We start from the raw sequence: 26,337 nt of genomic DNA on the forward strand, positions 1-26,337 counted from the left end.
TCAGGCGACGGTAGCGTCGTCGGCGTCCCGCAGCTGCCGATAGGCCTCGGCGAGCAGGTCGCCGGCGAGGTCGTCGTTGTGGTCGGTGGTGTCCGGTGCGCGGTCGGTCATCGAACGTGAGTTCAGGGCGTAGGCCAGGTCGTCGAATTCGTCGTCGGAGATTCCGAAGTCGATGTCGGCGTCGTCGGTGAGGAGTGCGCCGATGTCGATTCGCCACGACCAGACGTCCGCGGTGTCTGCCGTTTCTCGTGTGGCGGTGACCAATTCGGTGGAGAAGTCGAGTTGCTCGTCGGAGTACCCGTTCGCAGTGTCGGTGTTGACGAGCATTTCCAGTTCGATCGAGTCGTCTTCGTCGTTGCTGAATTCGGTGACGACGAGGGTGTCGACGCCGCCGCAGGTGAGGGTCAGGAGTCGACGCTCGTGGGCGGGGGAGTCTGCCGAGGGAAGCGCGGTGACGGTCCACCCGTGCCGGACGGTGTTCGCCGGGTCGGAGATCGTGGCGTTGATGTAGTCCGCGACGATGTTGCGGATGTCGGGATAGGCGATGTGATCGGACAGTTCCCAGTACCTGGTTCGGTGGCCGGACGCCGTGCCGGCCAGCACCGTCGTGCGCTGGGCTCGTTCGGTCGGGAAGGTGAAACGCTCGGTTGCCGCCATGACTGACGATCCAACTACATGCGGGCAATCATTCCCAATCGATCGTCCTGTCGGTACGAAATTAGCCTGCAGCTGGTTCATCCACAGGCGTTCTCGTTATCCACAGGCGGCCGTTCGCCGAGGGTTGGACGCGCCGACGACGGTGCAGAGTGACGAGCCATGGGGGTCTACACGCGTGCACAACTGGAGAGTCAGGGGATTGCACGGTCCGGCATCGCACGGAGGGTACGGACGGGTCGCTTGTTCAGGGTCCTTCCTCGGATCTACTCGGATCCCGAACCGTCCTACTTCGACCTGTGCACCGCCCTCACCCTGTGGCGGAGCGATGCAGTACTCAGTCACGACAGCGCAGCGTGGCTCTGGGGCCTGCTCGACGACGAGCCGTCGACGGTTCACGCGACCGTGCCGGTATCGGTACGGGTCAGCAGTGTCGAAGGATTCGTGCTGCACCGCCGGTCCGTGTCGTCGACCGAAAGGCACGGCCTACCGGTGGTATTCGCCGCGCAGTGCTTCGTGGATGTCGCGTCCACACTGACCGGTGATCCGCTCGACCAGTTCTTCGACCGCAATATCGGCGCACGGGTGTCGTGGCGAGCGGTCACCGACCACATCGTTGCCACGAAAGGAATGAAGGGCATGCGTGAGGTTCGTCGTCAGTTGGAACACTGTTGCCCAGGCACATTCTCCGAACCGGAGCGGATGGTTGCCAGGGCCGTCCGGGCTCGCGGTGTTCGGATGAACATCAACGCACCCATCGGCCCGTACCTCGGAGATCTCGTGGACTATCACGCCAAGGTCGACGTGGAGATCGACGGGCGCGAGTACCACATCGCGCCCGGGCCTTTCGACAACGACAGGGTCAGACAAAACCGGATGATCCTCGACGACTGGTTGGTGCTCCGCTACTCCGCTGCAACGGTGTACCGCGATGTCGACGCCGTGGCGGATCAGATTGTCGGCGTTGTGCGGCGCCGTAGACGCAGCAGGGGTGCCTGACGCTCCATTCCTTGGACGAATCTGCGGTTTTCCGCGCATTCGAGTCGATAGTGGAGCGTCAGGATCGGGCCTGAACTGGGCCAACTTACACGGATGTCATTCTGCTGCTTGTGTATTTGTCGTGCCTCGACGCCTTGCGAGAAGTGAGGATTTACGTAACACTCACCCCATCAGTCTCATGAGTAACACGAGTCACACGACACGGTGGGGAGCGTTCATGCGCGCACGTACTCGGCAGATGGCGATCGGCGCTGTTCTTACCCTCGCGGCGAGTGGACTCACCGTTCTCTCGTCACCCACCGCCAGCGCGGAACCGTGTGGAGGCATCGGTGGGCCGGGCTCGTCGCCGCTGTTCGGGTCCTCGGGCAGTGCGGGTGGTGGACCCGAGAAGAATCCGCGTGGACCGCAGGGCCAGCTTCCCGCGATCTCCGGCAACGCGACGTCGGTTGCATGGGTCACCGGGCCGTTGAGCCCCAACAACACCTACGACCGGTTCGGCATCTCCGGGACGGATCTGGGCATCAGCTGGGACAACGGGTCCGGGCAGACGCTGATGGCGTTCGGTGACACGTTCGGTAATTGCTCGGTGACCGGGGCGCAGTGGCGAAGCAACGTTCTGCTGCGGTCGGACGACAAGAATCTCGCCGACGGCATCACCGTAGCCAACGGCGTTCCGGGCGATTCCACCTCGGGCGCGGTCGTCGAACCGGCAGGATTCGCCAGTGAGGTCGTACCCAGTCTGGGCGTCGCAGGCGTCGAGGACACCGTCATTCCTACTGCAGCCATCTCGATCGGCGGTGTGCAGTACATGAACTACATGTCGGTGCGCTCGTGGGGAGCACCCGGTCGGTGGGTCACCAACTTCTCCGCGATCGCGACGTCGAAGGACAACGGGCAGACCTGGCAGACTGCGGCCGCGACGATCCGGGTGAACGCAGGCATCACGATTCCGGCGTTCCCTCAGGTCGAGGAGAGCAACGGTAAGTACCAGATGAACGCCTACGCGGAGGGTCAGGACGGCTACATCTACCAATTCGGTACGCCCAACGGTCGTTTCGGTGCCGCGTTCGTTGCCCGCGTGAAGCCGGAGGAGATTCTCGACCTGACGAAGTACGAGTACTCGACGCAGGATCAGGCCAAGCCCTGGTCGACGAATGTGGCCGATTCGAAGTCGGTGGTGACGGAACCCGTCAGCGAATTGTCGGTGGCCTGGAACGACACTCTGAAGCGGTATGTCATGTTGTACGGCAACGAGGTCGACAGGACCATCGTGGCCCGCACGTCGGAGAAGCCCGAAGGGCCGTGGAGTGCGCCGAAGACGCTCCTGAACAGCCGGCAGACCAGCGGCGGAATCTACGCGCCGTACATCCACCCACTGTCCAGCGGCAACGACCTCTACTTCACCGCGTCACGGTGGTCGGACTACAACGTGCTGCTGCTGCGGACCAACGTCGACGTTTTGAAGTAGCCGAGTCCCGCACCACTTGATGCCTCCTCACATATGAGTCGGCTGTGTCGTCGTAGAGGTACAGACACAATCGGAGGCGGGACATGACGGAGATCCTCATCGTCGGCGGCGGGTATGCCGGGCTCTACACAGCGCTGAATCTCGAGAAGAAGCTTTACCGCGACGAGGCGCACGTGACTCTGGTGGATCCTCGCCCCTACATGACCTACCAGCCGTTTCTGCCCGAGGTGGTCTCCGGCGCGATCGAGCCGAGGCACACCGTCGTGTCGCTGCGTCGGCACCTGCGCCGCACCACCCTCGTTGCCGCCACCGTGGACCGGATCGATCACGCACGAAAGCTCGTCCGAGCCCACGGCCTCGACGGCCGCGACATCGAACTGAACTACGACATCGTCGTGGTCACGGCGGGTGCCGTCGCGCGGACGTTCCCGATTCCGGGCCTCGTCGACGAGGCGATCGGCATGAAGAACGTCGAGGAGGCCGTCGCGATCCGGGACAGGCTGCTCACCGCGTTCGACCGTGCAGCTGCTCTGCCCGACGGCCCCGAGCGTGCCCGCCTGCTGACCGTGACGTTCGTCGGCGGTGGATTCTCGGGAGTCGAAGGTTTCGCGGAGGCGCTGTCTCTCGCGACCGAGCAGCTGGCGTACTACCCGGAGATCGGGGCCCGCGAGCTTGCGTTCCACCTCGTCGAGGCGCAGGGCAGGATTCTGCCCGAGGTGAGCGACGGGCCGGGACGCTGGGTCGTCCGGCATCTGAGGGGTCGCGGCGCGCACGTGCACCTGAACGCCCAGATGGTGTCGGCCGTCGGCGGCCACGTCGTGTTGTCGACGGGGGAAGAGTTCGACTCGGATCTGATCGTCTGGACTGCGGGCAACGCTGCGAACGGCGTCGTCGCACGGCACACGGACCTCCCCGTCGACGCACGAGGATTCCTTGTGACACGTGCGGACCTGCGCGTCGGAACCGAGGAAGAGACCGTCGCCGACGCCTGGGCGGCAGGCGACAACGCGGTGGTGCCGGACCTCGCCGTCGGGCACGGCGCGACGACGGTTCCCAATGCGCAGCACGCGGTTCGGCAAGCAAAAAGGCTGGCGTCCAACATCGTTGCAAGTGTGCGCGGCCGCGAACCGAAGAACTACGTGCACAGCAGCCTCGGGGTGGTCGCGACTCTCGGCCGGGGACACGGTCTGTTCCAGTACAAGTGGATCGTCGTCAAGGGATGGCCCGCATGGGCGATGCACCGCGGGTACCACGTCCTTGCGGTACCGACGTGGGAGCGCAAGATTCGGGTTCTGCTCGGCTGGGTCGGCGCGTTCGTCGGTCGCCGCGACATTGCCTCGCTCGCGGCGACCGTGGCCCCGCGGGATGCATTCACGAGGGCAGGGCAACCGCGCGCGAACGTCGACGGGGAAGTGGCATGATCCGGTGATGGACGACGAGACCGAGTTCTTGCCTGCACATCTCGGCGACGTCCACGACGAGCGACGCAGGTTGCTGTCGATGGCCTATCGGATGACCGGGACGCTGTCCGACGCCGAGGACGTGGTGCAGGAGACGTATCTGCGGTGGTATCGACTGAGCGAGGAGGAACGGGCGGAGATCGCGAATCCGGCGGCGTGGTTGACGCGCGTCGGGAGTCGGGTGGCTCTCGATCTCCTCGGTTCTGCACGAGCGAGGCGTGAACGCTATGTCGGAGAGTGGCTTCCGGAACCGGTGCCGGCCGACCTGTTCGAGGGCACTGCTGCGGAGATCGATCCGGCCGACCGTGTCACCCTCGACGACGCCGTCGGCACGGCGCTTCTGGTGGTGCTCGAAGCGATGACTCCTGCCGAACGGGTGGCGTTCGTACTGCACGACGTGTTCGCGGTGCCGTTCGACGAGATCGCGGGGATCGTCGGCCGCTCGCCTGCGGCAACCCGGCAATTGGCGGCGGCCGCTCGACGGCATGTGCGCGAGCGACGCTCGACTCTCGTGGCGGAATCCGACCACGACGCTGCGGTTCGTTCGTTTCTGGCGGCCAGCCGCGGCGGCGACATCGGCGAGTTGATGAAGGTGCTGGCGCCCGACGTGACCTTGCGTTCCGACGGTGGAGGATTCGTCAGTGCTGCCAGACGGCCGGTTCTCGGCTCCGATCGCGTGGCGCGCTTCGTGCTCGGTGTCGTCGCGAAGCAGCCCGCTCTGCGTGTCGAGGAGGCCCGGATGGCGGACGGCCTCGGTTACCGTCTCGTAGCGGATGACCGGACAGTCGGGACGGCCAGCTTCCGCGTGGTGGACGGCCGCATCGTCGACGTCTGGTTCATGCTGAACCCGGAGAAGTTGACCAGCTGGCTGCCGCGAAACATCTGACCCGTCACCGTCTTCGGGTCACAGAATCGTGTAACCGCCGTCCACGAGGATGTCGGCGCCGTTGATCATGGCCGCGCCAGGGGAAGCCAGGAAGACGGCCACCGTGGTGATGTCGTCGGTCTCGGCGAAGCGGCCCACCGGGATACGCGCCCGGAGAGCGTCGCCCTTCGGATTGGTCCACGCGTCTCGGCCCAGCGGTGTCATCACGACGGTGGGGGAGATGGTGTTGACGGTGACGCCGCGGCCCGCCCATTCGGCAGCGAGGACTTTCGTCAAACCCAGTACGCCGAATTTCGACGCGCAGTAGGCCGCATGTTCTTCGATGGCGACAGTTGCCGCCTGGGACGCGATGTTGACTATCCGGCCGCTGCCTGCATCCAGCATGACGCGCCCGAATTCCTGACATACGAGGAACGTTCCGGTGAGGTTGACGTTCATCGTCAGGTTCCAGAAGTCGTCGGAGAGATCCTCGGCGGCAGCGAGCCGGGCGACTCCGGCTGAATTGACCAGGATGTCCACGCGTCCGAAGTCTTCGACGACCTTGTGTGCGGCGTGTGCAACGGGCGATCGGTCGGCTACATCGCACTCGACGCTGTGCGCGCCGATGTCGGCGGCCTGCTTCGCTGCCGCATCTCCGTCGCGATCGAGCAGGACGACGCGTGCTCCCTGGGCGACGTAGGCCGCGCCGATCGCTGCGCCGATGCCCGACGCACCGCCGGTGACGACGGCGACCTTGCCATTGAGGGACAGATCGACGGGTGCGGGCAGTGCGGTCATGAAGACGGGCCTTTCTCTGTACAGGTGGGATTCGAGGCGGGGCGGGCTGGAGGGGGAGAGCTGCCGCCCCGCCTCGAAGATCGGAACCGGGAAAGTTACTGCCCGGGGATTCCTTCGTTGGCGATGTTGCCGGTCTCGAGGTTCTGAGCGGTCAGATCCACCAGTCCGTCGAGGAACGCCTGACGGTCGGTCACGACGTGCTCGATGGCGACGTCCACGTTGTCTGCGGTGATGGCAGGCATGACGTACACCGGTGCCGTGTCGACGTCTTCGCCTTGCGCGATCTTGTGGGCGACTGCCAGACCTGCCGAGAGTTCGACGGTGCCGTTCTGCAGGGACGTGCCGATGAACTCACCGCTCTTGACGGCGTTGAGGCCGTCCTCGATACCGTCGATTCCCACGATCGGGACGTCGGTGCGTCCGGCTTCCTTCAGCGCCTGCAACGCGCCGAGGCCCATGTCGTCGTTCTGCGCGACGACGCCGTCGATCTGGTCGCCGAAGCTCGAGAGCCAGTTCTTGGTCTTGTTGACTGCCTCGTCGCGCTTCCAGTTGGCGGTGTCCTTGGCCAGCACGTTGATGTCCGGGTAGTTCGCGAGTACCTGATCGATGCCCGCACCGCGGTTGATCTCACCGGAGCCACCGAGCGGTCCCTGCAGGATGACGATGTTGCCGCGCCCGCCGAGCTCGTCGGCCATCATCTGCATCTCCTGCGCGCCTGCTGCGACGTCGTCGGGCTGAACGTTGCCGGAGATCTGGTCGGTCTCGAGTTCGGCGTTCACGGCGATGACCGGGATGCCCTTGTCCTTGGCGGACTGGACCTGAGGTGCCAGCGAATCAGCCTGTGCCGGAACGACGATGATGGCGTCGACGCCCTGGTTGATGAGGGAATCGACCTGGCTGGCCTGGACCGAGACGTCGTTGTTCGCCGAGTTCCACAGCAGCTCGATGTCGTTGGCCGCAGCGTAGGTTTCCATGCCCTCCTTGCCTGCGGTGATGAAGGAACTCATGTCGTACACGGTGACGCCGATGCGCGTCTTGCCGTCCTGGGCGCTGGTGTCGCCTGCGCCGCAGGCAGTGACGCCGACGGCGAGGATGCCCGTGGCCGCCACGGTCAGCATCTTGGAAGCAAACTTCATTGTTCTTCTCCGGATCGGTGGGTAGTGAGGTGAGGGACGAGAGCGGTCAGGTTCTTCGCTTGGACGACCAGACGTCGACCGAGACGGCAGCGACGATGAGCACGCCCTTGATGACGTCCTGCCAGTACGCGGGGACGACGAGCAGGTCGAGACCGTTGTTGAGGGTTTGGATCATGAACAGGCCGAGCGCAGTTCCCCAGATGGTGCCGCGTCCGCCCATGAGGCTTGCGCCTCCGATGACGACGGCCGCGATGGCGTCGAGCTCGTAGCCCTGGCCCAGGTTCGGTGGACCGGAGATGACGCGCGACGCCAGCATCACACCGGACAATCCGGCGAGCACTCCGGACAGCGCGTAGACGCTGAAGAGAACGTTCTTGGCATTGATGCCCGCGATCTCTGCAGCGGTACGGTTTCCACCGACCGCGTAGACACGCATGCCGTAGGCGGTCCGCTTCATCACCACTGCCAGGACGACGATGCCGATGATCATCACGAGGACGGGAATCTGAAGTCCGAAGATCTTGGTGTTGGCGATCTGGCCGAACTCGGCCGGAAGGCCGTTGATCGGAGCGCCACCACCGATCACATACGCGAAACCTGAACCTGCGGTGAGCATACCGAGTGTCGCGATGAACGGAGGAACATTGATGCGGGAAACCAGGAATCCGTTGATGGAACCTGCGACGAGGCCGACGAACATCGCGACCAGCACGGTCAGCCAGACCTGTCCTGGGTTGGCCTTGGCCACAGCAGCGGACGCCATGGCGGACACTGCGATGACGCTGCCGACCGAGAGGTCGATTCCACCGGTCAGGATCACCAGCGTCTGACCGAGTGCGATCAGCGCGAACGGTGCAGCCGCGACGAGAATGGTCTGCAGGTTGTCGACGGTGCCGAATCGCGCACTGCGGTAGGAGAAATACGCGATCACCAGCAGCATGACGATGACCATCGAATAGCGCAGGGCGAGCGCGCCGGCCCACGCGCTGGAGAACCGGCGCACCGGTTCCCCTGTGATGGCCGATACGGACGTCTTCTCGTCCGGTTCAGCGACGGGTGTTGTCACTGTGGTGCCTCCTCGAATGTCGACCGCTTGTCGGTCGCAACGGTGTCGCTCGGTGTATCGGTGGTCCGGGTGTCGGTCGCAACGGTGTCGGTGGTCCGGGTGTCGAGGGCCGTGGCCAGCCTGAACACCGAGTCCTGAACTTCGGGGTGATCGAGCGCATCTCGGTCCAGTTCACCGACGAAGGCACCCTCGCGCATGACGAACGCACGATGAGACAGTCCGACGATTTCCGGCATGTCCGACGACGCCATGACGACGGCCATTCCGCGGCTGGCGAATTCGGTGATGATGCGATAGATCTCGGAGCGAGCTCCGACGTCGACGCCGCGGGTGGGCTCGTCGAGCAGCAACACGTCGACGGTACCGGTAAGCCAGCGTGCGAGTACGACTTTCTGCTGATTTCCGCCCGACAGAGTTCCCACGCTCTGGCCGAGTCCACGGCTACGGAGTCGGACCGAGTCCATGGCGTCGGACACTGCCGTGGAGCGGGACTTGGTGCGAAGCCATCCGGCGATACTGAACGAGGACAGTCTCGGCAGAGAACCGTTGTCCAGCACGCTCATCGACAGCACCACACCGTTGACCTTGCGGTCCTCGGGCACCATGGCCATCCCTGCGGTGATCGCCGCCGCTGGTTTACCTTTCGGAACCGTCTTGCCGGAAACCTTCACGGTTCCCGACGTGACCGCGCGCATGCCGAACAGCGCTTCGAGCAACTCGGTGCGGCCGGCGCCGACAAGCCCGGCGAGGCCTACGATCTCGCCGCGGCGGACGGTCAGGTTCACCGGCTCGGATGCGCCGACGACCTGAAGGTTCTCGACTTCCAGGACGACGTCCCCGGTGTCCTTGCCGACGGAAGGAAAGAGATTCTCCAGTTCACGGCCGATCATCGCAGTGACGATGTCGTCGTCGGTGATGTCCGTGAGCTTCTCGTCGGTGATCAACTTGCCGTCACGCAGAACGACGACACGGTCTGCGATCGCGCGGATCTCGGCCATCTTGTGGGTGGTGTACACCATGGCGACTCCGCGGTCGCGGAGCTGCTGCATGACTTTGTACAGCCCCTCGACTTCCCGCTCGGAAATGGCCGAGGTCGGCTCGTCGAGCATGACCACCTGTGCACCCGTGCGGGCGGCCTTGACGATCTCGATGATCTGTCGAAGGCCGACCGGTAGCGACCCCATACGTGCGGTGGGGGAGATGGAGACGTCGAAGACACTGAGGGTCTCGGCGGCTTCCTTGATCATCGCGCGACGGTCGAGGAAGAGGCCGCGCCGCTTCTCGCGTCCGACGAACATGTTCTCGTACACCGTCATGTCGTCGATCGATGCCAGCTCTTGCGGGACGATCGCGACGCCGTGACGCACTGCGTCGCGGGGATCACCGGAGGAGAGCGTGTGCTCGCCGATCGTGACCGTGCCGGTATCGGCGCGCAGCTGACCGGTCGCGATCTTCATGAGCGTCGACTTGCCCGCACCGTTCTCGCCGGCCAGAGCCGTGACGGTGCCGGGTTCGAGCTCGAGGGTGATTCCCTTCAGCACGGGAACGCCGCCGAAACTCTTGGTCACGTCCCGACATTCGAGCAGCCCGGTCATGGTCGGTCACCGACGGTGATCAGGACCTTGACGTGCTCGGGGTCGGTCGAGGCGGCGAACGCGTCCGCTGCGCGTTCCAGCGGGAACTCCGCCGTGACGAACTCGTCGATCGGGACCGTACCCTCGGTGAGCATGTCGATTGCTTCCTGGACGTCCTCTCGCACGTACATGAGGCATCCGGCGACGACGATCTCGCGGTCCTGGATCAGATCGAGGGGGACCGGGGTGGCGCCGGCTGCGACACCGACGATCAGTACGGCGCCGCCCTTGTCGACGATGTCGATCGCCTGCGCAACCGACGATTCACGGGACACGCAGTCGATGACCACATCGGCCGGCCCGCCGAGAGCGTCTTTCGCGGCAGAGACGGCGTCGCCCGACGTCGGATCGAAACTGCCGACAGCGCCGAGACGTTCGGCGCGTGCCCGCTTGGAATCGAGCAGGTCCGCGACGACGACGACGGCACCGGCGCGGCGTGCGGCGAGCAGGACGAACAGTCCGATCGGCCCCGCACCCAGGACGGCGACGCGTTTGCCGTCCAGACCGCCGACCAGACCCGCTGCGCGGCGTACGGCGTGCACCGGTGTGGCGAGAGGTTCGATGAGGGCGGCGTGGCGGTCGTCCAGGCCGTCGGCCAGCGGGATGACGCGATCCGCGGCGATGGTGAAGGCGTCGGTGAGTCCGCCAGGGGTCTGACATCCGAAGACGGCGAGTTCGGCGCAGATGTTGTAGCGTCCCGCGCGGCATTGGGTGCAGTGCCCGCACGCCAGGTTCGGCTCGATCACCACGCGGGTGCCCACGAGCGAGGCGTCGGCACCGTCACCGACGGCGTCGACGACGCCGACGACCTCGTGGCCGGGGCGGAACGGCAGGTCGATGAACGGATGACGGCCGTGCGCGGCGTGAATGTCGGATCCGCAGATTCCGACGACCGTGCTGCGCACCCGCACTTCACCGGGTCCGGCTTCGGGAACGTCGACGGTCTCGACGCTGACGTCGTCGATTCCTTCGACGAGAATGCGTCGAACGGTTGCAGTTTCGGTGCTCACCATGCTGTGTAGCCTCCGTCTGCGACGAGAACCGATCCGGTGATGAAGCTTGCGGCGTCACTGGCGAGGAAGACGACGCTCGGGGCGATCTCCTCGGGCATCGCGTAGCGCTGCATCGGTGCATCCTCGATCCAGTAGCGCTGCAGATCGGGCCGGTCGACGGGTGCCATCTCCGTCTTGCAGTAGCCGGGTGCGACTGCGTTCACGCGTATTCCGAGCGTTCCCCATTCCGCGGCAAGTGATTTGGTGAGGTGGTGCACGGCTGCCTTCGATGCGTTGTACGCGGGTTGCATCTGGGGGCGGTTGACGATGATGCCGGACATGGACCCGATGTTGACGATCGAGCCCGTGCCGCGCTCGCGCATGTGTGCGCCGACAGAAATGCTGCACTCCCACAATGCTTTGACGTTGAGATCGAAGACGTTGTCCCACTCGTTCTCGGTGACGTCCCACGAATCGTTGTGGTAGCAGGTGCCGGCGTTGTTGACGAGAATGTCGATCCGGCCGAGCTTCTCGAGTGCCTCGGCAGTCATGCGCTCGATGTCGGCACGTTCGGTGATGTCGGCGGTGATGGCCTCGAACGTGTATCCCTCGGCTGCGGCCTCGGCGACGACCTTCTCGTTCCGTTCTGCGCTGCGTCCGGCGATGGCGACGTGGGCGCCCGCAGCGGCGAGACCGAACGCGAACGCGCGTCCGAGTCCTTGGTTGCCGCCCGTGACGATTGCGGTTCGTCCGGTCAGATCGAAAGGATTCTTGCTCATGCTGGCACCACTATCGACTTGAGGCTGGCAGGGTCGGTGTCGCTCTCGAGCGCGTCGGCGACGTGTTCGAGGTCGTAGCGTCCGGTGACGAGTCGATCGAGATCGACGAGCCCGCTGGACGCGAGATGGATTGCCGCCGGCCAGGTGTCGGTGTAACGAAACACACCGGTGACGGTGATCTCCAGGTTCTGGATATGGCTGATCGGCAGTGGGTAGTTGTCGGCGCCCATCCCGACGAGGACGACACGGCCTGCCGGGCCGACGGCGCGGATGCCGCTCTGGACGGCGGGGACTGCGCCGCTGGCGTCGACGAACGCGTCGACCTGGGGGGCGAGTGCTGCGACATCCTGGGTCATCGGGTCGATGACCTCGGTCGCGCCGAAGGTGAGGGCGCGTTCACGCCGCGACTCGACGGGATCGGAGACCACGATGCGTGCCGCCCCGAATGCACGCGCTGCTTGGGCGGTGATGATGCCGATGGGTCCGGCTCCGGCGATCAGGATCGACGATCCCGGCACGATGCCCGCCTTGCGCATCGTCGTGACGGCCACCGACAGCGGTTCGAGAAGTGCAGCAGCCTCGTCGGACAGCGAATCCGGGACGGGGTGTGCGAAGTCGGCGTCGATGGTGACGTACCGGCAGAACGCGCCATCGATCGGCGGTGTCGCGTAGAACTTCATGTCGGGGCACAGGTTGTAGCGGCCGGCCATGCACTGCGCGCAGCGGCGGCACGGATGCTGTGGTTCGACGGCGACGCGCTGGCCGATCCGCGCGGTGTCGACACCGTCACCGACAGCGGCGATGCGGCCGGACAGTTCGTGGCCGAGCACCATCGGGTCGTTCACGACGAAGTCGCCGATGCGTCCCTCCCGGTAGTAGTGCACATCCGAGCCGCAGACGCCGACAGCAGCGACCTCGATCAGAACTTCGTACGGTGCCGGGGTGGGGACGGGTCTGTCCTCGATCTCGAGCGTGCGCACGCCGGTCATCACGCTCGCGCGCATCGACGATGCGGGAGGTGTGGGTGTGGCGGTGGTCATGATTGTCCTTCCGGCAGTGAGTGATCGGTGAGTAGGGCGCGGCCGACGACGAGCGTCGTGGCGCCGGCGGAGCGGCAGCGGGGTATCAGGTCGGGTGTGACACCGCCGTCGACGGTGACGTCACCGTGGGCGGAGAACGTTCGCACGGACTCCAGTCGATCCGGGTCTGCAGTGCCGGATGTACCCGGCTCCAGAAGCATGACGAGCACCCCGTGGTATCCCTGCAGATCCTCGGTGGTGGGTGGAGTGTCGTCGAACTCGTCCCAGACCGCTGCCCAGAATCGGCAGTTGCGTTCGTCCCGAATCCCGATAGGTACGTACAGATCTCCGCAGTCCGGGATCGTCGGCAGCATCATGCGAACTCCTGCGGCGCTGCCGATGAGATGGATCCCCATCATGGGCTGCGGAACAACTTGGGCGAGTTCGGCGAGCTCGGCGGGGTCGATGCCGGTGGGCAGACCTTCCCCTGGCGCCATGACGTCGACGTGCACCGAGATTCCCGCGGCGACGAGGGCACGCGCGGCGTCGATGCGTGAGCCGGATGGAGCAGCGTAGATGCTTCCCGCCAGGATGCTTTCGAGGCCGGTGTGCCAGGGAGCGAGCGCGACGGTCATGGCGCGTCGCTCCGATCGAGCACGTCCACAGCTGCTGCCCGACGCCAGTTCTCGCGAACCGCGTCGATGTCGCGCTCGGTCTTGCGGGGCGCAACCGTCGCGCGGTCCGTGGGCGTCCAGCGCTGAGAGAGCGCGACCATGCCGTCGATGTCGTGACCCGCAGCGACCGCCGCGGCCTGTACGCACGCGCCGCGAGCGGTCGCCTCGTCGGCGTCGGGCACGGTCACCGTGTCGCCGGCGAGATCCGCCAGCAGTTGCAGGGTCGCCCGCGACCGGGCACCGCCTCCGACGACCGTCAGGGGGCCTTCGCAGCGAATGCCGAACGAGCGTAGTGCGTCTCGGCCCGAAAGCAGGGACAGCAGGGGGCCTTCCAGGAATGCACGTGCCATTTCCTCGCGCGTCGTCGCCGACGTGATCTCGGACAGCAGCCCACGGGCGTGGGGACGGTTGGGCGTGCGTTCGCCGTCGAGGAACGGCACCAGCGTGGGGCCGACAGTCGGTCCCGCGGCGAGTGCGAGCTCGGCGAGGCCGGTGTGATCGGTTCCGAGGATCCTGGCCGCAGTGTCTCCTACCCGTGCCGCGTTGAGGGTGCAGATGAGCGGTAGGTAACCGCCCGTCGCGTCGGCGACCCCGTTGACGACGCCGCCTTCGTCGAACACCGGGGTGCGCGTGGAGGTCGCGACGACGCCCGACGTGCCGAGACCGACGTATTGATCGCCGTCGCGCAGGCCGAGACCGAGGTACGCGGCGTGCTGATCGCCTGCACCTGCGCCGACGAGTACCGGTCCGGTGATGCCGAGCTCGGTGGCTGCGCGCTCGGTCACGTGGCCTGCCGCGTCGGCGCCGCCGAGGACAGTCGGCAGCATCGGAAGCCAGTCACGTGCGCCGGCAGCGGCATCGAGGTACTCGGGTAGCCAGGAATCGGTCGTGGCGTCGAAGTATCCGGTGCCGGACGCGTCGGAGCGATCGGTCACGGCGCGGCCGGTGAGGCGGTAGGTCAGGTAGTCGTGCGGAAGAAGAACGCGTTGCGCGGCATCCAGTACACGGGGTTCGTGCTCGGCCACCCATGCGAGCTTCGCGATCGTGAAGGCGGCGGTGGGCAGTGACCCGATTCGGCGCACCCATTCCGGCCCGCCGATTCGCTCGACGAGTTTCGCCAGCTGGTCGGCGCCGGTCGTGTCGTTCCACAGTTTGGCAGGACGTAGGGGTTCGTCGTCCGCGCCCAGAAGAACCAATCCGTGGCATTGTGCTGCCACCGACATCGCGGAGACCGAGACGTCGCCTGCGGCCGCCAGCGCGGCGCGGACGGCGGTGACCAGGGCGTCCCACCACGACCGTGGATCCTGTTCGCTGCACGGCGGGAATGCAGGCGTGTGCGGCGCAGTGCCGGAGCCGAGGAGGTCACCGGTGTCGGCGTCGCGGACCTCCGCTTTGCACGACTGGGTGGACGAGTCGATGCCGATGACGACGCTGCGGCTCACAGTCCCACCACCGGTGCGTCGTTGCTGTCCAATACGTCCTCACGGGTACCGACGCCCCCTGCGGGATGCGAGTTGACGACGTCGTGGAGGGTGTGGCCGGTGAGCGCCATGGCGACGACGCTGACTGCGTCGCCCCATGCGCCGACGGCCAAGGTGCTGGCGAGCGCGATCATGTTGCCGGGATCGGCATCGGGTGCGGTGGCGGGTAGTTCGGCGATGTCGGTTGCTGCCCGGGCGAACGGAGAGTTCGCAGCTTCCGTGACGGCGACGACTCGAATCCCGCGACCGACGAGTCGGCTCGTCAATTGTGTGAGTTCGGCCGATCGACCGGTCTTCGAGATCGCGAGGACGAGGTCGTCGGTGCTGATCGCAGCCATCCCGCCGTGGAGTGCATCCATCGCGGGGAGGTACAGGGACGGGGTTCCACATACCGACAACAGGTGAGCCAGTCGTTCGGCCATGATCCCGGACGTGCCGGAACCGGTGGTGATGACCTTGCCCCTGGTCTCGACCAGTGCCCGGGCGACGCGAACGACGCTCGGTTCGACGGTGTCGGCCAGGCCGTTCAGGCCCGAGGCCTCTCGGACCAACACCGTGTGCGCGAGACGCTGCAGTTCAGCGTCGTCGAGCTCGCTCATATGTAGTACCTCACTGCTCACGTGATTTGTGAACAGGATCATGCATTGCTAGTTGCTCATATGTCAACGAGGTTGCTCATATGAGCATGAGGCATCATGATGAGGCTCATGTGAGCCGAAGGGAGGGGTCATGCCGGAGCAGAATGTTCCGCGGGTTGGTCCGGAAGAACTGACTCAGCGCGGACTGGTCGCGCGGCGCTACTACCTCGACGGCCGTACCCGAATACAGATCGCCGAGGAACTGGGGCTCTCCCGATTCAAGGTGGCGCGAATACTCGAGGACGCCGTGGCGTCGGGCATGGTCGAGATCAAGGTTCATGCACCCGAGTCCATCGACATCGAACTGTCTCGTGCGCTCAAGGACACCTTCGGGTTACGCATGGCGTTCGCAGTGCGTACGGGAGGGGAGGAGCAGGGCGTTCTCTGGGACGCCGTCGGCCGTGTCACCGCTGATCTGCTCAGCGAAATCGTCACTCCCACTGACGTACTCGGGGTGGACTGCGGTCGAACGTTGTCGAGGATGACGACGCATCTGGATTCGATCGCGACGTGCGACGTGGTGCAGTTGACCGGAATGGCGGGAGCAGTCAGCTCGACCTCGGCCGAGTTGGTGCGTCGGATCACCGAACTCGGTGGCGGACACGCGTGGTCGATGTATGCGCCGCTGGTGGTGGCCGACTCCAGAACCGGCGACGCGTTGCGGGGAAGTCGTGGCATTCAGGAGACGCTGAAACATCATGCGTCGGTGACCAAAGCTGTTGTGTCCATCGGCGCGTGGCAACCGGGATTGTCTCAGGTCTACGACTTGGTGTCGCCGGCTGAGGCGAAAGAACTGACGGCACGAGGTGTGGTCGCCGAGTCGTGTGCTTTGTTGCTCGACTCCGACGGTAATCGCGTCGAGGGATTGGACGATCGCCGGATCGGGGTGTCGGAAGAGGACTTGAGGGGGATCGCCGACGTCGTCGCCATCGTCGCGGGCGAGAAGAAACTCGAGGCTGTTCGGTCCGTTCTGAAGTCCGGCTTGGTGTCCTCGCTGATCATCGACGCGACCACCGCTGCGGGGCTGCTTCGCTGACACGCCGCCCGCACGAAGCCGAAGTGGCCGCCTCGGGCGATCGAGGCGGCCACGACGGATCCTGAGGTCAGCTGTGTGCAGGTTCCGGAGTTCTCGCCGGGGCCAGCTTGTCGTTCAAGCCTTCGCCTTCGACGTCGAGGTTCGGCAGGACTCGGTCCAGCCACTTGGGCAACCACCACATCTTGTCGCCGACGATGGCCATGACGGCCGGGACGATCATCATGCGGACCAAGAACGCGTCGGCGAGAATGCCGATGGCCAAGGCGAATCCGATGGTCTTGATGATCACCTGGTCGGTCAGCGCGAAGCCGGCGAAGACGCCGAACATGATGACGGCTGCCGCGACGACGACGCGAGCACTGTGCTGGAATCCGACGATCACGGCCTGCTTCGCGGGGGTGCCGTGGACGTAGGCCTCTCGCATGCGGCTGACGAGGAACACCTCGTAGTCCATGGCCAGACCGAACAGGATGCCGGTCAGCAGCAGCGGGAGGATGAACACGACGGGTGACTGGGTGTCGACGCCGATGAGGTTCGCCAACCAGCCCCACTGGAACACTGCCACCGTCGCTCCGAGCGAGATGCCCACGGACAGCAGGAATCCGAGAGCAGCCTTGAGAGGCACGAGGATCGAGCGGAAGACCAACATCAGCAGGATGAAGGCGAGCCCGACGACCACTGCCAGGTACAGCGGGAACACCGAGGTGAGTTCGTCGGCGATGTCGACTCCCACTGCTGTCTGTCCGGTGACCAGGGCGCGGGCTCCGGTCTCGGAGGGTAGATCCGCCATGGTGGTGCGGATCGTCGACACTAGTTCCTTGGTGGCGGCATCGGACGGTGCGCTGTCCGGAATGATCTGCACCGTAGTGAATCCGACTGCTGCAAGCTGGGGTTCGAGTACCTCGGCGACCGGAGGCACGATGGTCGAGATGTCGGTGCCGATTGCTTCCAGCTTGTCGACGGCGGTGCCGACGGCCGCGACGGGATCCGCAGCACCTTCGGTGTCGACGACGACGACGAGGGGACCGTTGGCGCCGGGGCCGAAGTTGTCGGCGATGGTGTCGAACGCGACGCGGTTGTCACTGCCGGTGGGGGCGGTACCGTCGTCGGGCAGTGCCAGTTCCATCGAGGCGATGGGCAGCGAGACCACAGCGGCGACAAGCAGACCTGCGACGAGCGCGGGCCATTTGAACGCGCTCACCTTCTCGACCCACCGCTGCCCGTTGGTGCGTGTCTCCGGGTTCTCGGGATCGACGGTCTTCAGGCCTTTGATCTTCCCTCCGAGGACCTTCTTGCCGGCGAAACCGAGGATCGCGGGCAGCAACGTCAGTGCGACGAGCACGGCGATGAACACCATGAAGGCGCCGCCGACGCCCATCTGCGTCAAGAATCCGATGCCGCACACCGAGAGTCCGGCGAGCGCGATGATGACGGTCAGTCCGGCGAAGATGACCGCCGACCCGGCAGTGCCGACGGCTTTGCCTGCCGCCTCCTCCAGTGAATGTCCCTGTCTGACTTCGCTCTGGTAGCGGGACATGATGAAGAGGGCGTAGTCGATTCCTACGGCGAGTCCGAGCATCGTGCCCAATGCCGAAGTGACCGAGCTGAGTTCGACGAATGCGCCGAGGACGGTGATGCCCATGATGCCGATTCCGACACCGATGAGTGCCGTCAGCAGGGGCATGCCTGCGGCGACGAGCGATCCGAAGGTGATGGCCAGGACGATGATCGCGACACCGATGCCGATCAGTTCTCCGAGGGGAACCTCTCCCATGGCCGTGACGGCGTCGCCACCGACAGCGACGGTGAGTCCTGCGTTTTCACCGACCGTCTTCGCCTCGTCGAGAGCGGTGCGGTCCGCGTCGACGAGATCGATAGCCGGCGTCGTGTAAGTGACGGTCGCGTAGGCGGCCCGACCGTTCTCCGAGATGGTGCCTGCGGTGAACGGATCCGTTGCCGACGCGACGTGCTCGGACTGGACCGACGCGATGGCGTCGGCGACTGCGGTTCGATTCGATGGTTCCGTCAGCGACTGGCCTTCGGGCGCTTCGAACACGATGCGTGCGGTGGCACCGTCTGCGGATTCACCGCTGCGCTCGGAGATGAGCGAGAAGGCTTCGGTGGACTCGATGCCGTCGAGCTCGAACGAGTCGGACGTCTGGGTGTTCAACGTGGACGCGCCGAGCACTCCGAGCAGCAGTAATACCACCCAGACGCCGGCGACGAGTTTGCGATGCAGGAAGGACCATCGGCCCAGCCTGAACAGTTGCCATGCCATGGGTGGCACCTTTCGATTGGAGGTGATCTCTGATTGAGAAGCGTAAACCTACTTGGTAGTGACTACCACATTTCTGACCCGTGACGGTAGTCACTACCGAAAAGGGGGCAGCTGCTACATTGCTGAGCATGGGGTTACGTGAAGTGCACGCGGCGCAGACGCGTGAGTTGATACTCGACGCGGCATTCTCGCTGTTCCTCGATCGCGGATACGAGAAGACGACGATGGAAGAGATCGCGGCCAAGGCCGAGATCGGCACGACCACGTTGTACCGGTATTACCCAACGAAGGACCTACTGGTCGTCGGACCGTTGGAGCTCAACGGGCAGATGGCGGACGAGCTGCGTTCGCGCCCCGAGGACGAGCCACTGGAGGTGTCGTTGGGCCATGCGCTCCGTGCGCTGCTCCTCACGCCTCGGGCGGGCAGTGAGCGCTTCGTGCAGATTCAGCAGATTCTGGACGTGACGCCGTCGCTCACGACACGGCTGTTCGAGCAGTACATGCACGAGCGCGAGATGCTCGAGCAGGCGGTCGCCGACAGGCTCGGACGCCCGCACGACGACCTGTACAGCAAGGCGACTGCCCGGATGGCGACGATGGTGCTCGAGCTCGTCGGCGAAGGAAGCCCCATGCGCGAACTGGGTGACGATGCCGAAGCGCTGCCGCGGATCCTGGGAATCTTGAAATCAGTGATGCAGCAGCTGCATTCGGAACCCCCACTGCTCCCACGGTTGGACGACTAGCGCGTCCACCGGATCCTGATCGGGCCCTTGGCTGTCGACGGATCCACGACCGAACCTTTCTGGGTGATCTGAACTTCCCCGGCGTCGACCAGGCGGCGTGCAGCTTTGCGCACCGGCTCCATCAGGTCTCGCCAGTCGTTCTCGGACATCGCGCGCGCTACGTCCGACGGGCAGATCGTCGAATCCCGCGAGCGGGCGTCGAGCAGCTCCCGGATCTTGTCCTCCAGCTGACGGTCCGTCGCGCTCACCTTGTGCCGCCGGCAGGAATCACTGCAGTACTTGATGTCATCCCAGTTCTTCTCCCACTTCTTGCGCCACTCGATGCGCCGCCCGCACGACGCACAGGTCTTGTCCGCGGGTGTCGACTGCTTCGGTCGACGAGTGTGGGCCACTTTCTCGACTCTAGCTTTTTCAGCGATGCGTCGTCGCGACGAACTGGCGTGTTGCGGCGTCGACGATCTGTGACGGGGTCACGTCGATCTCGTCGTTCAACCAGGCGACGACGAGTTCGGCCAGGCCTCCGATGAACAGGAGGCCGGTGATCTGCGACTCGGGCTCGGGCAATGCGTGGTCGCCGTAGAGTTCGTGGGCTTCTGCGGCGACGAGGCGGGCGAATTCACGCATCGACTCCCGGCGATGCGTGCGCAGCGACTCGACGGCCGAGGACTCGATCATCGCGACGCGGCCTTTGCGTCGATCGTCGGTGAGGACCGTGACGAACGCGGTGATGGCGTGTCGGACCTGTGCTTCGACGCTGTCCGCGGGGGAGTGGAGTGCGTCCAGGGCTGCGGTGCGGATCTCGTCGGACACCGCGTCGACGACGTTGCGCAGTAGATCATCTCGGCTGGTAAAGCTCTCGTAGAAGTAGCGTTCGGTGAGTTTGGCCTGTGCGCAGATCGCCGTCATGGTTGCGCCGTTGGCTCCTGAGGTCGCGAACACCTCCAGCCCAGCTTCGAGTAGGCGTGCCCGACGGTCGGCGGCACGGTCGTCGGCGCTCATGCCTGCGTATCTGCGGGTTGTCGACATGAGTAGATGTTGACAGACGCGAGAAGTGTGACGCACACTACAGTTATCTGACAGGGCTCCCTGTCAGATCGAGGAAGGTCTGGCGAATGGCACGAATCCTGGCGGAACCACCGGCTCGATCCCCGTTGAAAGCAGTCTCCGGTGACGGGGGACTGCCCGTCGTCGGTCACACGCTCGAATACATTCGCGATCCCCTGACTCTGTTTCGTAGTCGATGGGACAAGTACGGCGACGTGTCGTGGCTGACGATGGCCGGGCAGCGATGGATCACCGTCCTCGGGCCGGACGCATGCCAGGAGGTCCTGCAGAACAAGGACAAGGCGTTCGTCAACAGCGACGGGTGGTCGCTGCTCATCGGCCCGTTCTTCCACGGCGGGCTCATGCTGTTGGATTCCGACGAGCACCTGCGACATCGACGAATCATGCAGCAGGCGTTCACCCGTGAGAGGCTCGTCAGATCGGTCGACTCTCTCAATCCGGTGGTCGCCTCGGGGCTCGACGGGTGGCATGCCGGTGACGCCGTACAGGTCTATCCGGCACTGAAGGCGCTGACTCTCGACGTCGCGACGTCGGTGTTCATGGGGGGAGCCGAGAACAGCAGCGATGCCGAGATCGACGTCGTGAACGCAAGTTTCGTGGCCTGCGTCCAGGCTGCCACGTCGATCGTTCGATACCGCCTACCCGGGACTCGATGGAAGCGTGGGCTCGACGGACGGAAGGTGCTCGACGACTTCTTCCGGCGTTATCTGCCTGCGCGTCGCGCCCGCGAGACCGATGATCTCTTCTCCGTTCTCTGTCACATCGAATCCGATACGGGTCAGCGTTTTTCGGACGACGAAGTGGTTGACCACATGATTTTCTTGCTGATGGCGGCGCACGACACCTCGACCATCACGCTGTCGACGATGATGCAGTATCTCGGGCAGCATCCGGAGTGGAGGGAGAAGTGCCGAGCCGAATCGCTTGCGCTGGAAACGGAGTCGCCGACGCTGGATCAACTCGACGAACTGGTGAGCGTCGACCTGGTCATGAAGGAATGCCTGCGCCTCGTGTCGCCGACTCCCGTCGTGGCTCGTCGCGCTGTGAAGGACACCGAGGTGCAGGGAAAGTTCGTCCCCGCCGGAACATACGCATCCGTAGCCCCGCACTTCACTCATCACATGGCGCAGTACTGGCCGGATCCGGAGAAGTTCGATCCGGACAGGTTCTGTGCAGATCGACGCGAGGACAAGGTTCATCGCTACGCGTGGGAGCCGTTCGGCGGCGGAGTGCACAAGTGCATCGGAATGTTCTTCGCCGGAGCGGAGATCAAGACGATCATGCATCATCTGTTGCTCCGATTCGACTGGGAAGTCGACCCGAGTTACGTTGCACCACTGAACTTCACGTCGCTGCCCTTCCCGGAGGACGGGCAGCCCGTGAAGCTCCGGCTCAGGTGAGGCGGCTCTTCAGCCATCCGACGATGTCTGCGGTGACTTCGTCCCTGTTCGTTTCGTTCAGGATCTCGTGGCGGGCTCCTGGGTAGATCTTCACCGTCACATCGCTGAGCCCGGCCTCGCGGTAGCGCGCGGCCAGTTGTTCGATCAGCTGTCCGCCGCCGGCCAGCGGGTCGTCGGATCCCGACGTGATCAGCAGCGGCAGATCGGACCGGATCTCCTCGAGCTCGTGCGGATCTGCAAGCTTGTCCGCCTCGGTGAACAACGCGGGCACCGTCGCCGCGGGCAGGTCGAAGCCGCACAGCTCGTCGGCGACGTAGGCGTCGACTTCCGACTCGTCGCGCGACAACCACTCGTATCCGGTGCGGTGCTCGAAGGCGCTGTTGAACACGCTGAGATCACCGGCCGGGGCGTCGACCATGCCCGCGGCGAGCACATCGAGGGTGGTAGACCCGGACAGGACCACGCCCTCGTACAGATCGGACCGCTCGATCAGAACATGTTGGGCAGCAAACGAACCCATCGAGTGTGCAAAGAGGAACAGAGGTAGGTCCGGGTACTCGTTCAACAGTTGCTCGCCCAGTTGTTCGATGTCCGCCCACAGTGCAGGAAAGCCCCGTGCCCCCAGATCGCCCGGTGTCTGCTCGATCGACGCGCCATGGCCTCGATGATCGGATGCCACGACGTGAAACCCGGCGTCGTTCAGCGCCCCGGCGAAGCGGGCGTATCGACTGCCGTGCTCGGCAAGACCATGGGCTATCTGAACGACACCACGAGCAGGAGTGACCGCTGTGGGCCAGGTATTGGTGCTGATCTCGAGCTGATCCTGCTTCGAGGTGTACGACGCTGCAGTGGGCACTGGTTGGTCTCCTTCGGTGCTGAGGGGTGCATCCATGCTAGGCCCGAAGAACCGGCGAGAAGTGCTCGACGACCGGAAACGGATCGTAGAAATGATGCAGCAACGCCTTCCACTCCTGGTACTCCGCTGATCCGCGGAAACCCTCGGTATGGGCTTCGAGGGTCTCCCATTCGACGAGCAGAAGGTAGACCCCTGGTTGCTCCACGCCGCGCGAGAGGGAAAGTGTCACGAACCCCGGCATCGCCGAGATGATCGACTTGGCGTGCGCAAAAGCGGTCTCGAATTCCTCCGAGCGATCGAATGTGACGTGAAGTAGAGCATGTTCAAGAATCATCTGCTCATCTTTGCCGCAGTGCGTTGTACTCTGCCGGTCGGGGAGTGTCGTCGATGGCGCTGGTGGGGGATCAATGGAACAGAAGCCGTCGTTCGTGTGGCTGTGGCGGGAATCGCTCGTGGTGAGTGCTGTCGCGACCTACGGGGTGTGCGAAGGGACTGCGATTGTTGTCCTCTGGGTCTTGGCGGCAATGAATGGGGTGTTCTCGCCGGAGACTGCAGGGGCGGCTGTTGCCCTCGTCCTGGTTTGGGGAACCTGGTACTTCGTCATGGTCGGATGGATTCTGATCCTTGTTGTTTCGCTGCTGGTTGCGTGGGTGCGCTACGTCGTAGCGGTACGCAGGTATCGGCGGTGGACACTACGTGAGAAACCCTCCCGCGCCTGACTGCACGGGAGGGTTTCGACGGAGTTGCGCTACGCCACGTTCAAGGCGAGTTCGTCGTCCGCGACGTCGACCGATACGCTGCCGCCTTCGGTGAGGGCATCGTCGAGCAGCAGGTCGGCGATCTTGTCGTCGAGTGCTCGCTGGATCGACCTACGCAACGGCCGGGCACCGAATTCGGGCTGGTGACCGTTCTTCGCCAGCCAGTCGACGGCCGAGTCGCTGAACGTGATCTCGATGCCCTTGGCCGAGAGACGTTCCCGGCTTTCGGCGAGCATCAGGTCCGTGATCCGGTGGAGCTGTCCGGTATCGAGCTTGCGGAACACCACGATTTCGTCGATGCGGTTGAGGAACTCCGGTCGCATCGATTCACGGAGGCGTCCCATGACTCGCGCACGCAAGGGCTTCTCGTCGAGGACACCGGTGTTGAAACCGGTGCCGCCGGACTTGCTGGAGATGATGTCCGAGCCGAGGTTGCTGGTCATGATCACCACGGTGTTCCTGAAGTTCACCGTGCGGCCCTGACCGTCGGTCAACCTGCCGTCGTCGAGCACCTGGAGAAGTGTGTCGAACACGTCGGGGTGGGCCTTCTCGATCTCGTCGAGCAGTACCACCGAGTACGGATTGCGCCGCACCTGCTCGGTGAGCTGGCCTGCTTCGCCGTAACCGACGTATCCGGGAGGCGCACCGACGAGTCGGCTGACGGTGTGGCGTTCACCGAACTCGCTCATGTCGAGGCGCAGCATCTTCTTCTCGTCACCGAACAAAGACGAAGCCAAGGCTTTTGCGAGCTCGGTCTTGCCGACGCCGGTCGGACCGAGGAACAGGAAGCTGCCGACGGGACGGTCCGGATCGCTCATGCCTGTCCGGCTGCGCCGCACCGCACGGGCGATGGCCTCGACGGCCTCGTCCTGACCGACGACGCGCTCGTGCAACTCGGATTCCAGACGACGTAGACGTTCCTTCTCCTCCTGCGTCATCTGGCTTGCCGGGATTCCGGTTGCCCGCGAAACGATCTCGGCGATGTCCTCGGCGGACACCTCGGGTGCATCGTCACCGGATTTGCCGTTCAGGCGGTCCTGCAACCGCTGTGCTTCGTCGCGAAGCTGAGATGCGCGCTCGTAGTCTTCCTTCTCGATGGCCGTCGCCTTCTCGACTTCCACTGCGGCGATCTTCTTCTCGATCGCGTCGACGTCGATGCTCGGCCTGGCGAGTTGCTTGCGGGCACCCGCCTGATCGATCAGGTCGATGGCCTTGTCCGGGAGGAAGCGGTCACCGATGTAGCGATCGGAGAGTTCGACGGCGGCACTGATTGCCTCGTCGGTGTAGGTGACACCGTGGTGCTCCTCGTACCGACTACGCAGCCCGGTGAGGATGGCCTTGGCGTCGTCCACGCTCGGCTCGGGAACCGTCACCGGCTGGAACCTGCGTTCGAGGGCGGGGTCCTTCTCGATGTTCGTGCGGTACTCGTCCAGGGTGGTGGCGCCGACGATGTGCAGTTCGCCGCGAGCGAGCTTGGGCTTGAGGATGTTTCCGGCATCCATGGCGCCCTCGGCGCCTCCGCCCGCGCCGGCGATGGTGTGCACCTCGTCGATGAACACGATGAGTTCGTCGGAGTGCGCGACGATCTCGTCGATCACCTTGGTCAAGCGCTCCTCGAAATCACCGCGGTAGCGGGTGCCCGCGACCATGGACGACAGGTCGAGTTGCACGATGCGCTTGCCCGACAAGCGATCGGGAACGTCACCGTCGACGATGCGCTGAGCCAACCCTTCGACGACGGCAGTCTTGCCGACACCTGCCTCGCCGACGAGGACCGGGTTGTTCTTGGTGCGACGGGAGAGGATTTCGATGGTCTGCGCGATCTCGTCGGAACGGCCGATGACCGGGTCGATACCACCCTCGCGCGCACGCTCGGTCAGATCGACGCCGTACTTGTCGAGCGTCGGCGTCTCGGACTCCGACTGCGGTTCCACGGAACCACCCTTCAGTGCGGTCTGCAGGCCTTCGGGAGTGATGCCCTCGTCCGCGAGCAGCCGGCCGGCGATGTGCTCCGGATCGGCGGCGAAGGACAGGAACAGGTGTTCGGGATCGATGTACGTCGAACCGAGGCTTTGTGCGATGTGGTGAGCCTCGAGAATGGCGGTTTTCAAGGTGCTGCTCAGGGTGGTGGCACTGACCGAGGTCTCGCGCGCCTGGGGGAGCCGAAGCTCCACGGCGTCCGCCACCGAGTCGGGCGTCGCACCCGCGCGCTGCATGAGGTCCTGGGTGGGGTCGTTCTTCGCCATGACGTGCAGAACGTGCAGTGCATCCAATTCTGCATCACCGCGACCGGCAGCGAACGTGGCTGCATCTCCGATGAGCGACTGGGTAGCCGTGCTCATCAAACGGCTGATGTCGATACGGCGGGGACCCTGCGGACCCAGGTATGCCGGCATTCGTTCCTCCTACTGCAAGGTTGAGCGTCTTCGGCTCAATTAACGTGCTCGCGACGGTATCAATTCCCTCCGACAAGAATAAATTCCCCCGGGCAGCACGAAGCCCCGCCGACCACGGTCGACGGGGCCTTGCGCTCGGAGA

At 64.7% G+C, this 26,337-nt stretch carries 25 protein-coding genes and 1 pseudogene; 8 read left to right on the plus strand and 18 right to left on the minus strand.

Features of this window, described 5'->3' with window-relative positions; all coding sequences use genetic code 11:
- Nucleotides 1–657 carry a hypothetical protein gene (locus BH95_RS10625; protein ID WP_037182034.1) on the minus strand — a complete coding sequence of 219 codons (657 nt, stop codon included), beginning with the start codon at nt 655–657 and terminating at the stop codon, nt 1–3.
- A 159-nt stretch (nt 658–816) separates the two neighbouring features.
- Here BH95_RS10625 and BH95_RS10630 point away from each other — a divergent pair, with 159 nt between their 5' ends.
- The 4 genes from BH95_RS10630 (at nt 817) to sigJ (ending at nt 5,467) form a co-directional block, all read left to right on the plus strand.
- Nucleotides 817–1,653: a type IV toxin-antitoxin system AbiEi family antitoxin domain-containing protein gene (locus tag BH95_RS10630; protein WP_037182036.1), complete on the plus strand. Its 837-nt coding sequence runs from the start codon at nt 817–819 to the stop codon at nt 1,651–1,653.
- 217 nt (nt 1,654–1,870) lie between these two features.
- Nucleotides 1,871–3,121 carry a DUF4185 domain-containing protein gene (locus tag BH95_RS10635; protein ID WP_037182037.1) on the plus strand — a complete coding sequence of 417 codons (1,251 nt, stop codon included), beginning with the start codon at nt 1,871–1,873 and terminating at the stop codon, nt 3,119–3,121.
- 83 nt (nt 3,122–3,204) lie between these two features.
- Complete coding sequence (locus BH95_RS10640; RefSeq protein WP_037182038.1) at nt 3,205–4,542, plus strand: NAD(P)/FAD-dependent oxidoreductase; 1,338 nt, start codon at nt 3,205–3,207, stop codon at nt 4,540–4,542.
- Nucleotides 4,543–4,549: 7 nt separating this feature from the next.
- A complete protein-coding gene (gene sigJ / locus BH95_RS10645) occupies nt 4,550–5,467 on the plus strand; it encodes an RNA polymerase sigma factor SigJ (RefSeq protein ID WP_037182039.1) in 918 nt (305 codons plus the stop codon).
- Nucleotides 5,468–5,485: 18 nt separating this feature from the next.
- Here the strand turns inward: sigJ and BH95_RS10650 are convergent, their stop codons facing one another.
- The 10 genes from BH95_RS10650 to BH95_RS10695 form a co-directional block, all read right to left on the minus strand.
- Nucleotides 5,486–6,244, minus strand: a complete 759-nt coding sequence (locus BH95_RS10650; RefSeq protein ID WP_037182042.1) for a GolD/DthD family dehydrogenase — start codon at nt 6,242–6,244, stop codon at nt 5,486–5,488.
- A 95-nt stretch (nt 6,245–6,339) separates the two neighbouring features.
- Nucleotides 6,340–7,380: a substrate-binding domain-containing protein gene (locus BH95_RS10655; protein ID WP_019667692.1), complete on the minus strand. Its 1,041-nt coding sequence runs from the start codon at nt 7,378–7,380 to the stop codon at nt 6,340–6,342.
- Between the two features lie 46 nt (nt 7,381–7,426).
- On the minus strand, nt 7,427–8,446 hold the full coding sequence (locus tag BH95_RS10660; RefSeq protein WP_019667693.1) for an ABC transporter permease: 1,020 nt from the start codon (nt 8,444–8,446) through the stop codon (nt 7,427–7,429).
- Nucleotides 8,443–10,041 carry a sugar ABC transporter ATP-binding protein gene (locus BH95_RS10665; RefSeq protein WP_019667694.1) on the minus strand — a complete coding sequence of 533 codons (1,599 nt, stop codon included), beginning with the start codon at nt 10,039–10,041 and terminating at the stop codon, nt 8,443–8,445. Before BH95_RS10665 ends, BH95_RS10660 begins: the two co-directional genes overlap by 4 nt.
- A complete protein-coding gene (locus BH95_RS10670; protein ID WP_019667695.1) occupies nt 10,038–11,093 on the minus strand; it encodes a zinc-dependent alcohol dehydrogenase in 1,056 nt (351 codons plus the stop codon). Before BH95_RS10670 ends, BH95_RS10665 begins: the two co-directional genes overlap by 4 nt.
- A complete protein-coding gene (locus tag BH95_RS10675) occupies nt 11,087–11,851 on the minus strand; it encodes an SDR family NAD(P)-dependent oxidoreductase (RefSeq protein ID WP_019667696.1) in 765 nt (254 codons plus the stop codon). Before BH95_RS10675 ends, BH95_RS10670 begins: the two co-directional genes overlap by 7 nt.
- Nucleotides 11,848–12,891 carry an NAD(P)-dependent alcohol dehydrogenase gene (locus BH95_RS10680; protein WP_037138612.1) on the minus strand — a complete coding sequence of 348 codons (1,044 nt, stop codon included), beginning with the start codon at nt 12,889–12,891 and terminating at the stop codon, nt 11,848–11,850. The genes BH95_RS10675 and BH95_RS10680 overlap by 4 nt, the downstream gene beginning before the upstream one ends.
- Nucleotides 12,888–13,505, minus strand: a complete 618-nt coding sequence (locus BH95_RS10685; protein ID WP_037182045.1) for a hypothetical protein — start codon at nt 13,503–13,505, stop codon at nt 12,888–12,890. Before BH95_RS10685 ends, BH95_RS10680 begins: the two co-directional genes overlap by 4 nt.
- Nucleotides 13,502–14,986, minus strand: a complete 1,485-nt coding sequence (xylB, locus tag BH95_RS10690; protein ID WP_037182047.1) for a xylulokinase — start codon at nt 14,984–14,986, stop codon at nt 13,502–13,504. Before xylB ends, BH95_RS10685 begins: the two co-directional genes overlap by 4 nt.
- Nucleotides 14,983–15,624, minus strand: coding sequence for an SIS domain-containing protein (locus BH95_RS10695; RefSeq protein WP_230620841.1), 642 nt, complete (start codon nt 15,622–15,624; stop codon nt 14,983–14,985). The genes xylB and BH95_RS10695 overlap by 4 nt, the downstream gene beginning before the upstream one ends.
- Before the next feature lie 130 nt (nt 15,625–15,754).
- Between BH95_RS10695 and BH95_RS10700 the strand changes: the two genes are divergently transcribed.
- Nucleotides 15,755–16,699, plus strand: a complete 945-nt coding sequence (locus BH95_RS10700) for a sugar-binding transcriptional regulator (RefSeq protein WP_019667701.1) — start codon at nt 15,755–15,757, stop codon at nt 16,697–16,699.
- Between the two features lie 67 nt (nt 16,700–16,766).
- Here the strand turns inward: BH95_RS10700 and BH95_RS10705 are convergent, their stop codons facing one another.
- Nucleotides 16,767–18,977 (minus strand): MMPL family transporter, encoded by a 2,211-nt coding sequence (locus tag BH95_RS10705; RefSeq protein ID WP_037182054.1) that lies wholly within the window; start codon nt 18,975–18,977, stop codon nt 16,767–16,769.
- Nucleotides 18,978–19,105: 128 nt separating this feature from the next.
- Between BH95_RS10705 and BH95_RS10710 the strand changes: the two genes are divergently transcribed.
- On the plus strand, nt 19,106–19,720 hold the full coding sequence (locus BH95_RS10710; RefSeq protein ID WP_037182055.1) for a TetR/AcrR family transcriptional regulator: 615 nt from the start codon (nt 19,106–19,108) through the stop codon (nt 19,718–19,720).
- Here the strand turns inward: BH95_RS10710 and BH95_RS29515 are convergent.
- The 3 genes and pseudogenes from BH95_RS29515 to BH95_RS10720 form a co-directional block, all read right to left on the minus strand.
- On the minus strand, nt 19,717–19,968 hold the full coding sequence (locus BH95_RS29515; RefSeq protein WP_230594088.1) for a DUF3253 domain-containing protein: 252 nt from the start codon (nt 19,966–19,968) through the stop codon (nt 19,717–19,719). The two genes, BH95_RS10710 and BH95_RS29515, sit on opposite strands and share 4 nt — an antisense overlap.
- A gap of 15 nt (nt 19,969–19,983) precedes the next feature.
- Nucleotides 19,984–20,112: pseudogene (locus tag BH95_RS29520) on the minus strand (DUF2256 domain-containing protein); the annotation flags it as partial.
- Between the two features lie 19 nt (nt 20,113–20,131).
- Complete coding sequence (locus BH95_RS10720; protein WP_244164919.1) at nt 20,132–20,746, minus strand: TetR/AcrR family transcriptional regulator; 615 nt, start codon at nt 20,744–20,746, stop codon at nt 20,132–20,134.
- A gap of 86 nt (nt 20,747–20,832) precedes the next feature.
- On the opposite strand from BH95_RS10720, the gene BH95_RS10725 reads away from it, so the two are divergent.
- Nucleotides 20,833–22,185 (plus strand): cytochrome P450, encoded by a 1,353-nt coding sequence (locus BH95_RS10725; RefSeq protein WP_020112725.1) that lies wholly within the window; start codon nt 20,833–20,835, stop codon nt 22,183–22,185.
- Here the strand turns inward: BH95_RS10725 and BH95_RS10730 are convergent.
- Together BH95_RS10730 and BH95_RS10735 are read right to left on the minus strand one after the other, a co-directional pair.
- The gene (locus tag BH95_RS10730; protein ID WP_037182347.1) at nt 22,178–23,041 is read right to left on the minus strand and encodes an alpha/beta fold hydrolase; all 864 of its coding nucleotides are present in this window, start codon (nt 23,039–23,041) and stop codon (nt 22,178–22,180) included. The genes BH95_RS10725 and BH95_RS10730 overlap by 8 nt on opposite strands.
- Nucleotides 23,042–23,078: 37 nt before the next feature.
- Nucleotides 23,079–23,375, minus strand: coding sequence for an antibiotic biosynthesis monooxygenase family protein (locus BH95_RS10735; protein ID WP_037182057.1), 297 nt, complete (start codon nt 23,373–23,375; stop codon nt 23,079–23,081).
- 73 nt (nt 23,376–23,448) lie between these two features.
- Between BH95_RS10735 and BH95_RS10740 the strand changes: the two genes are divergently transcribed.
- Nucleotides 23,449–23,760, plus strand: coding sequence for a hypothetical protein (locus BH95_RS10740; protein ID WP_033187948.1), 312 nt, complete (start codon nt 23,449–23,451; stop codon nt 23,758–23,760).
- A 29-nt stretch (nt 23,761–23,789) separates the two neighbouring features.
- Here BH95_RS10740 and BH95_RS10745 read toward each other — a convergent pair whose 3' ends face one another.
- Complete coding sequence (locus BH95_RS10745; RefSeq protein ID WP_037182058.1) at nt 23,790–26,195, minus strand: ATP-dependent Clp protease ATP-binding subunit; 2,406 nt, start codon at nt 26,193–26,195, stop codon at nt 23,790–23,792.
- Nucleotides 26,196–26,337 lie beyond the last annotated feature (142 nt).

Source organism: Rhodococcoides fascians A44A (assembly GCF_000760735.1).
Classification (GTDB): Bacteria; Actinomycetota; Actinomycetes; order Mycobacteriales; family Mycobacteriaceae; genus Rhodococcoides; species Rhodococcoides fascians_E.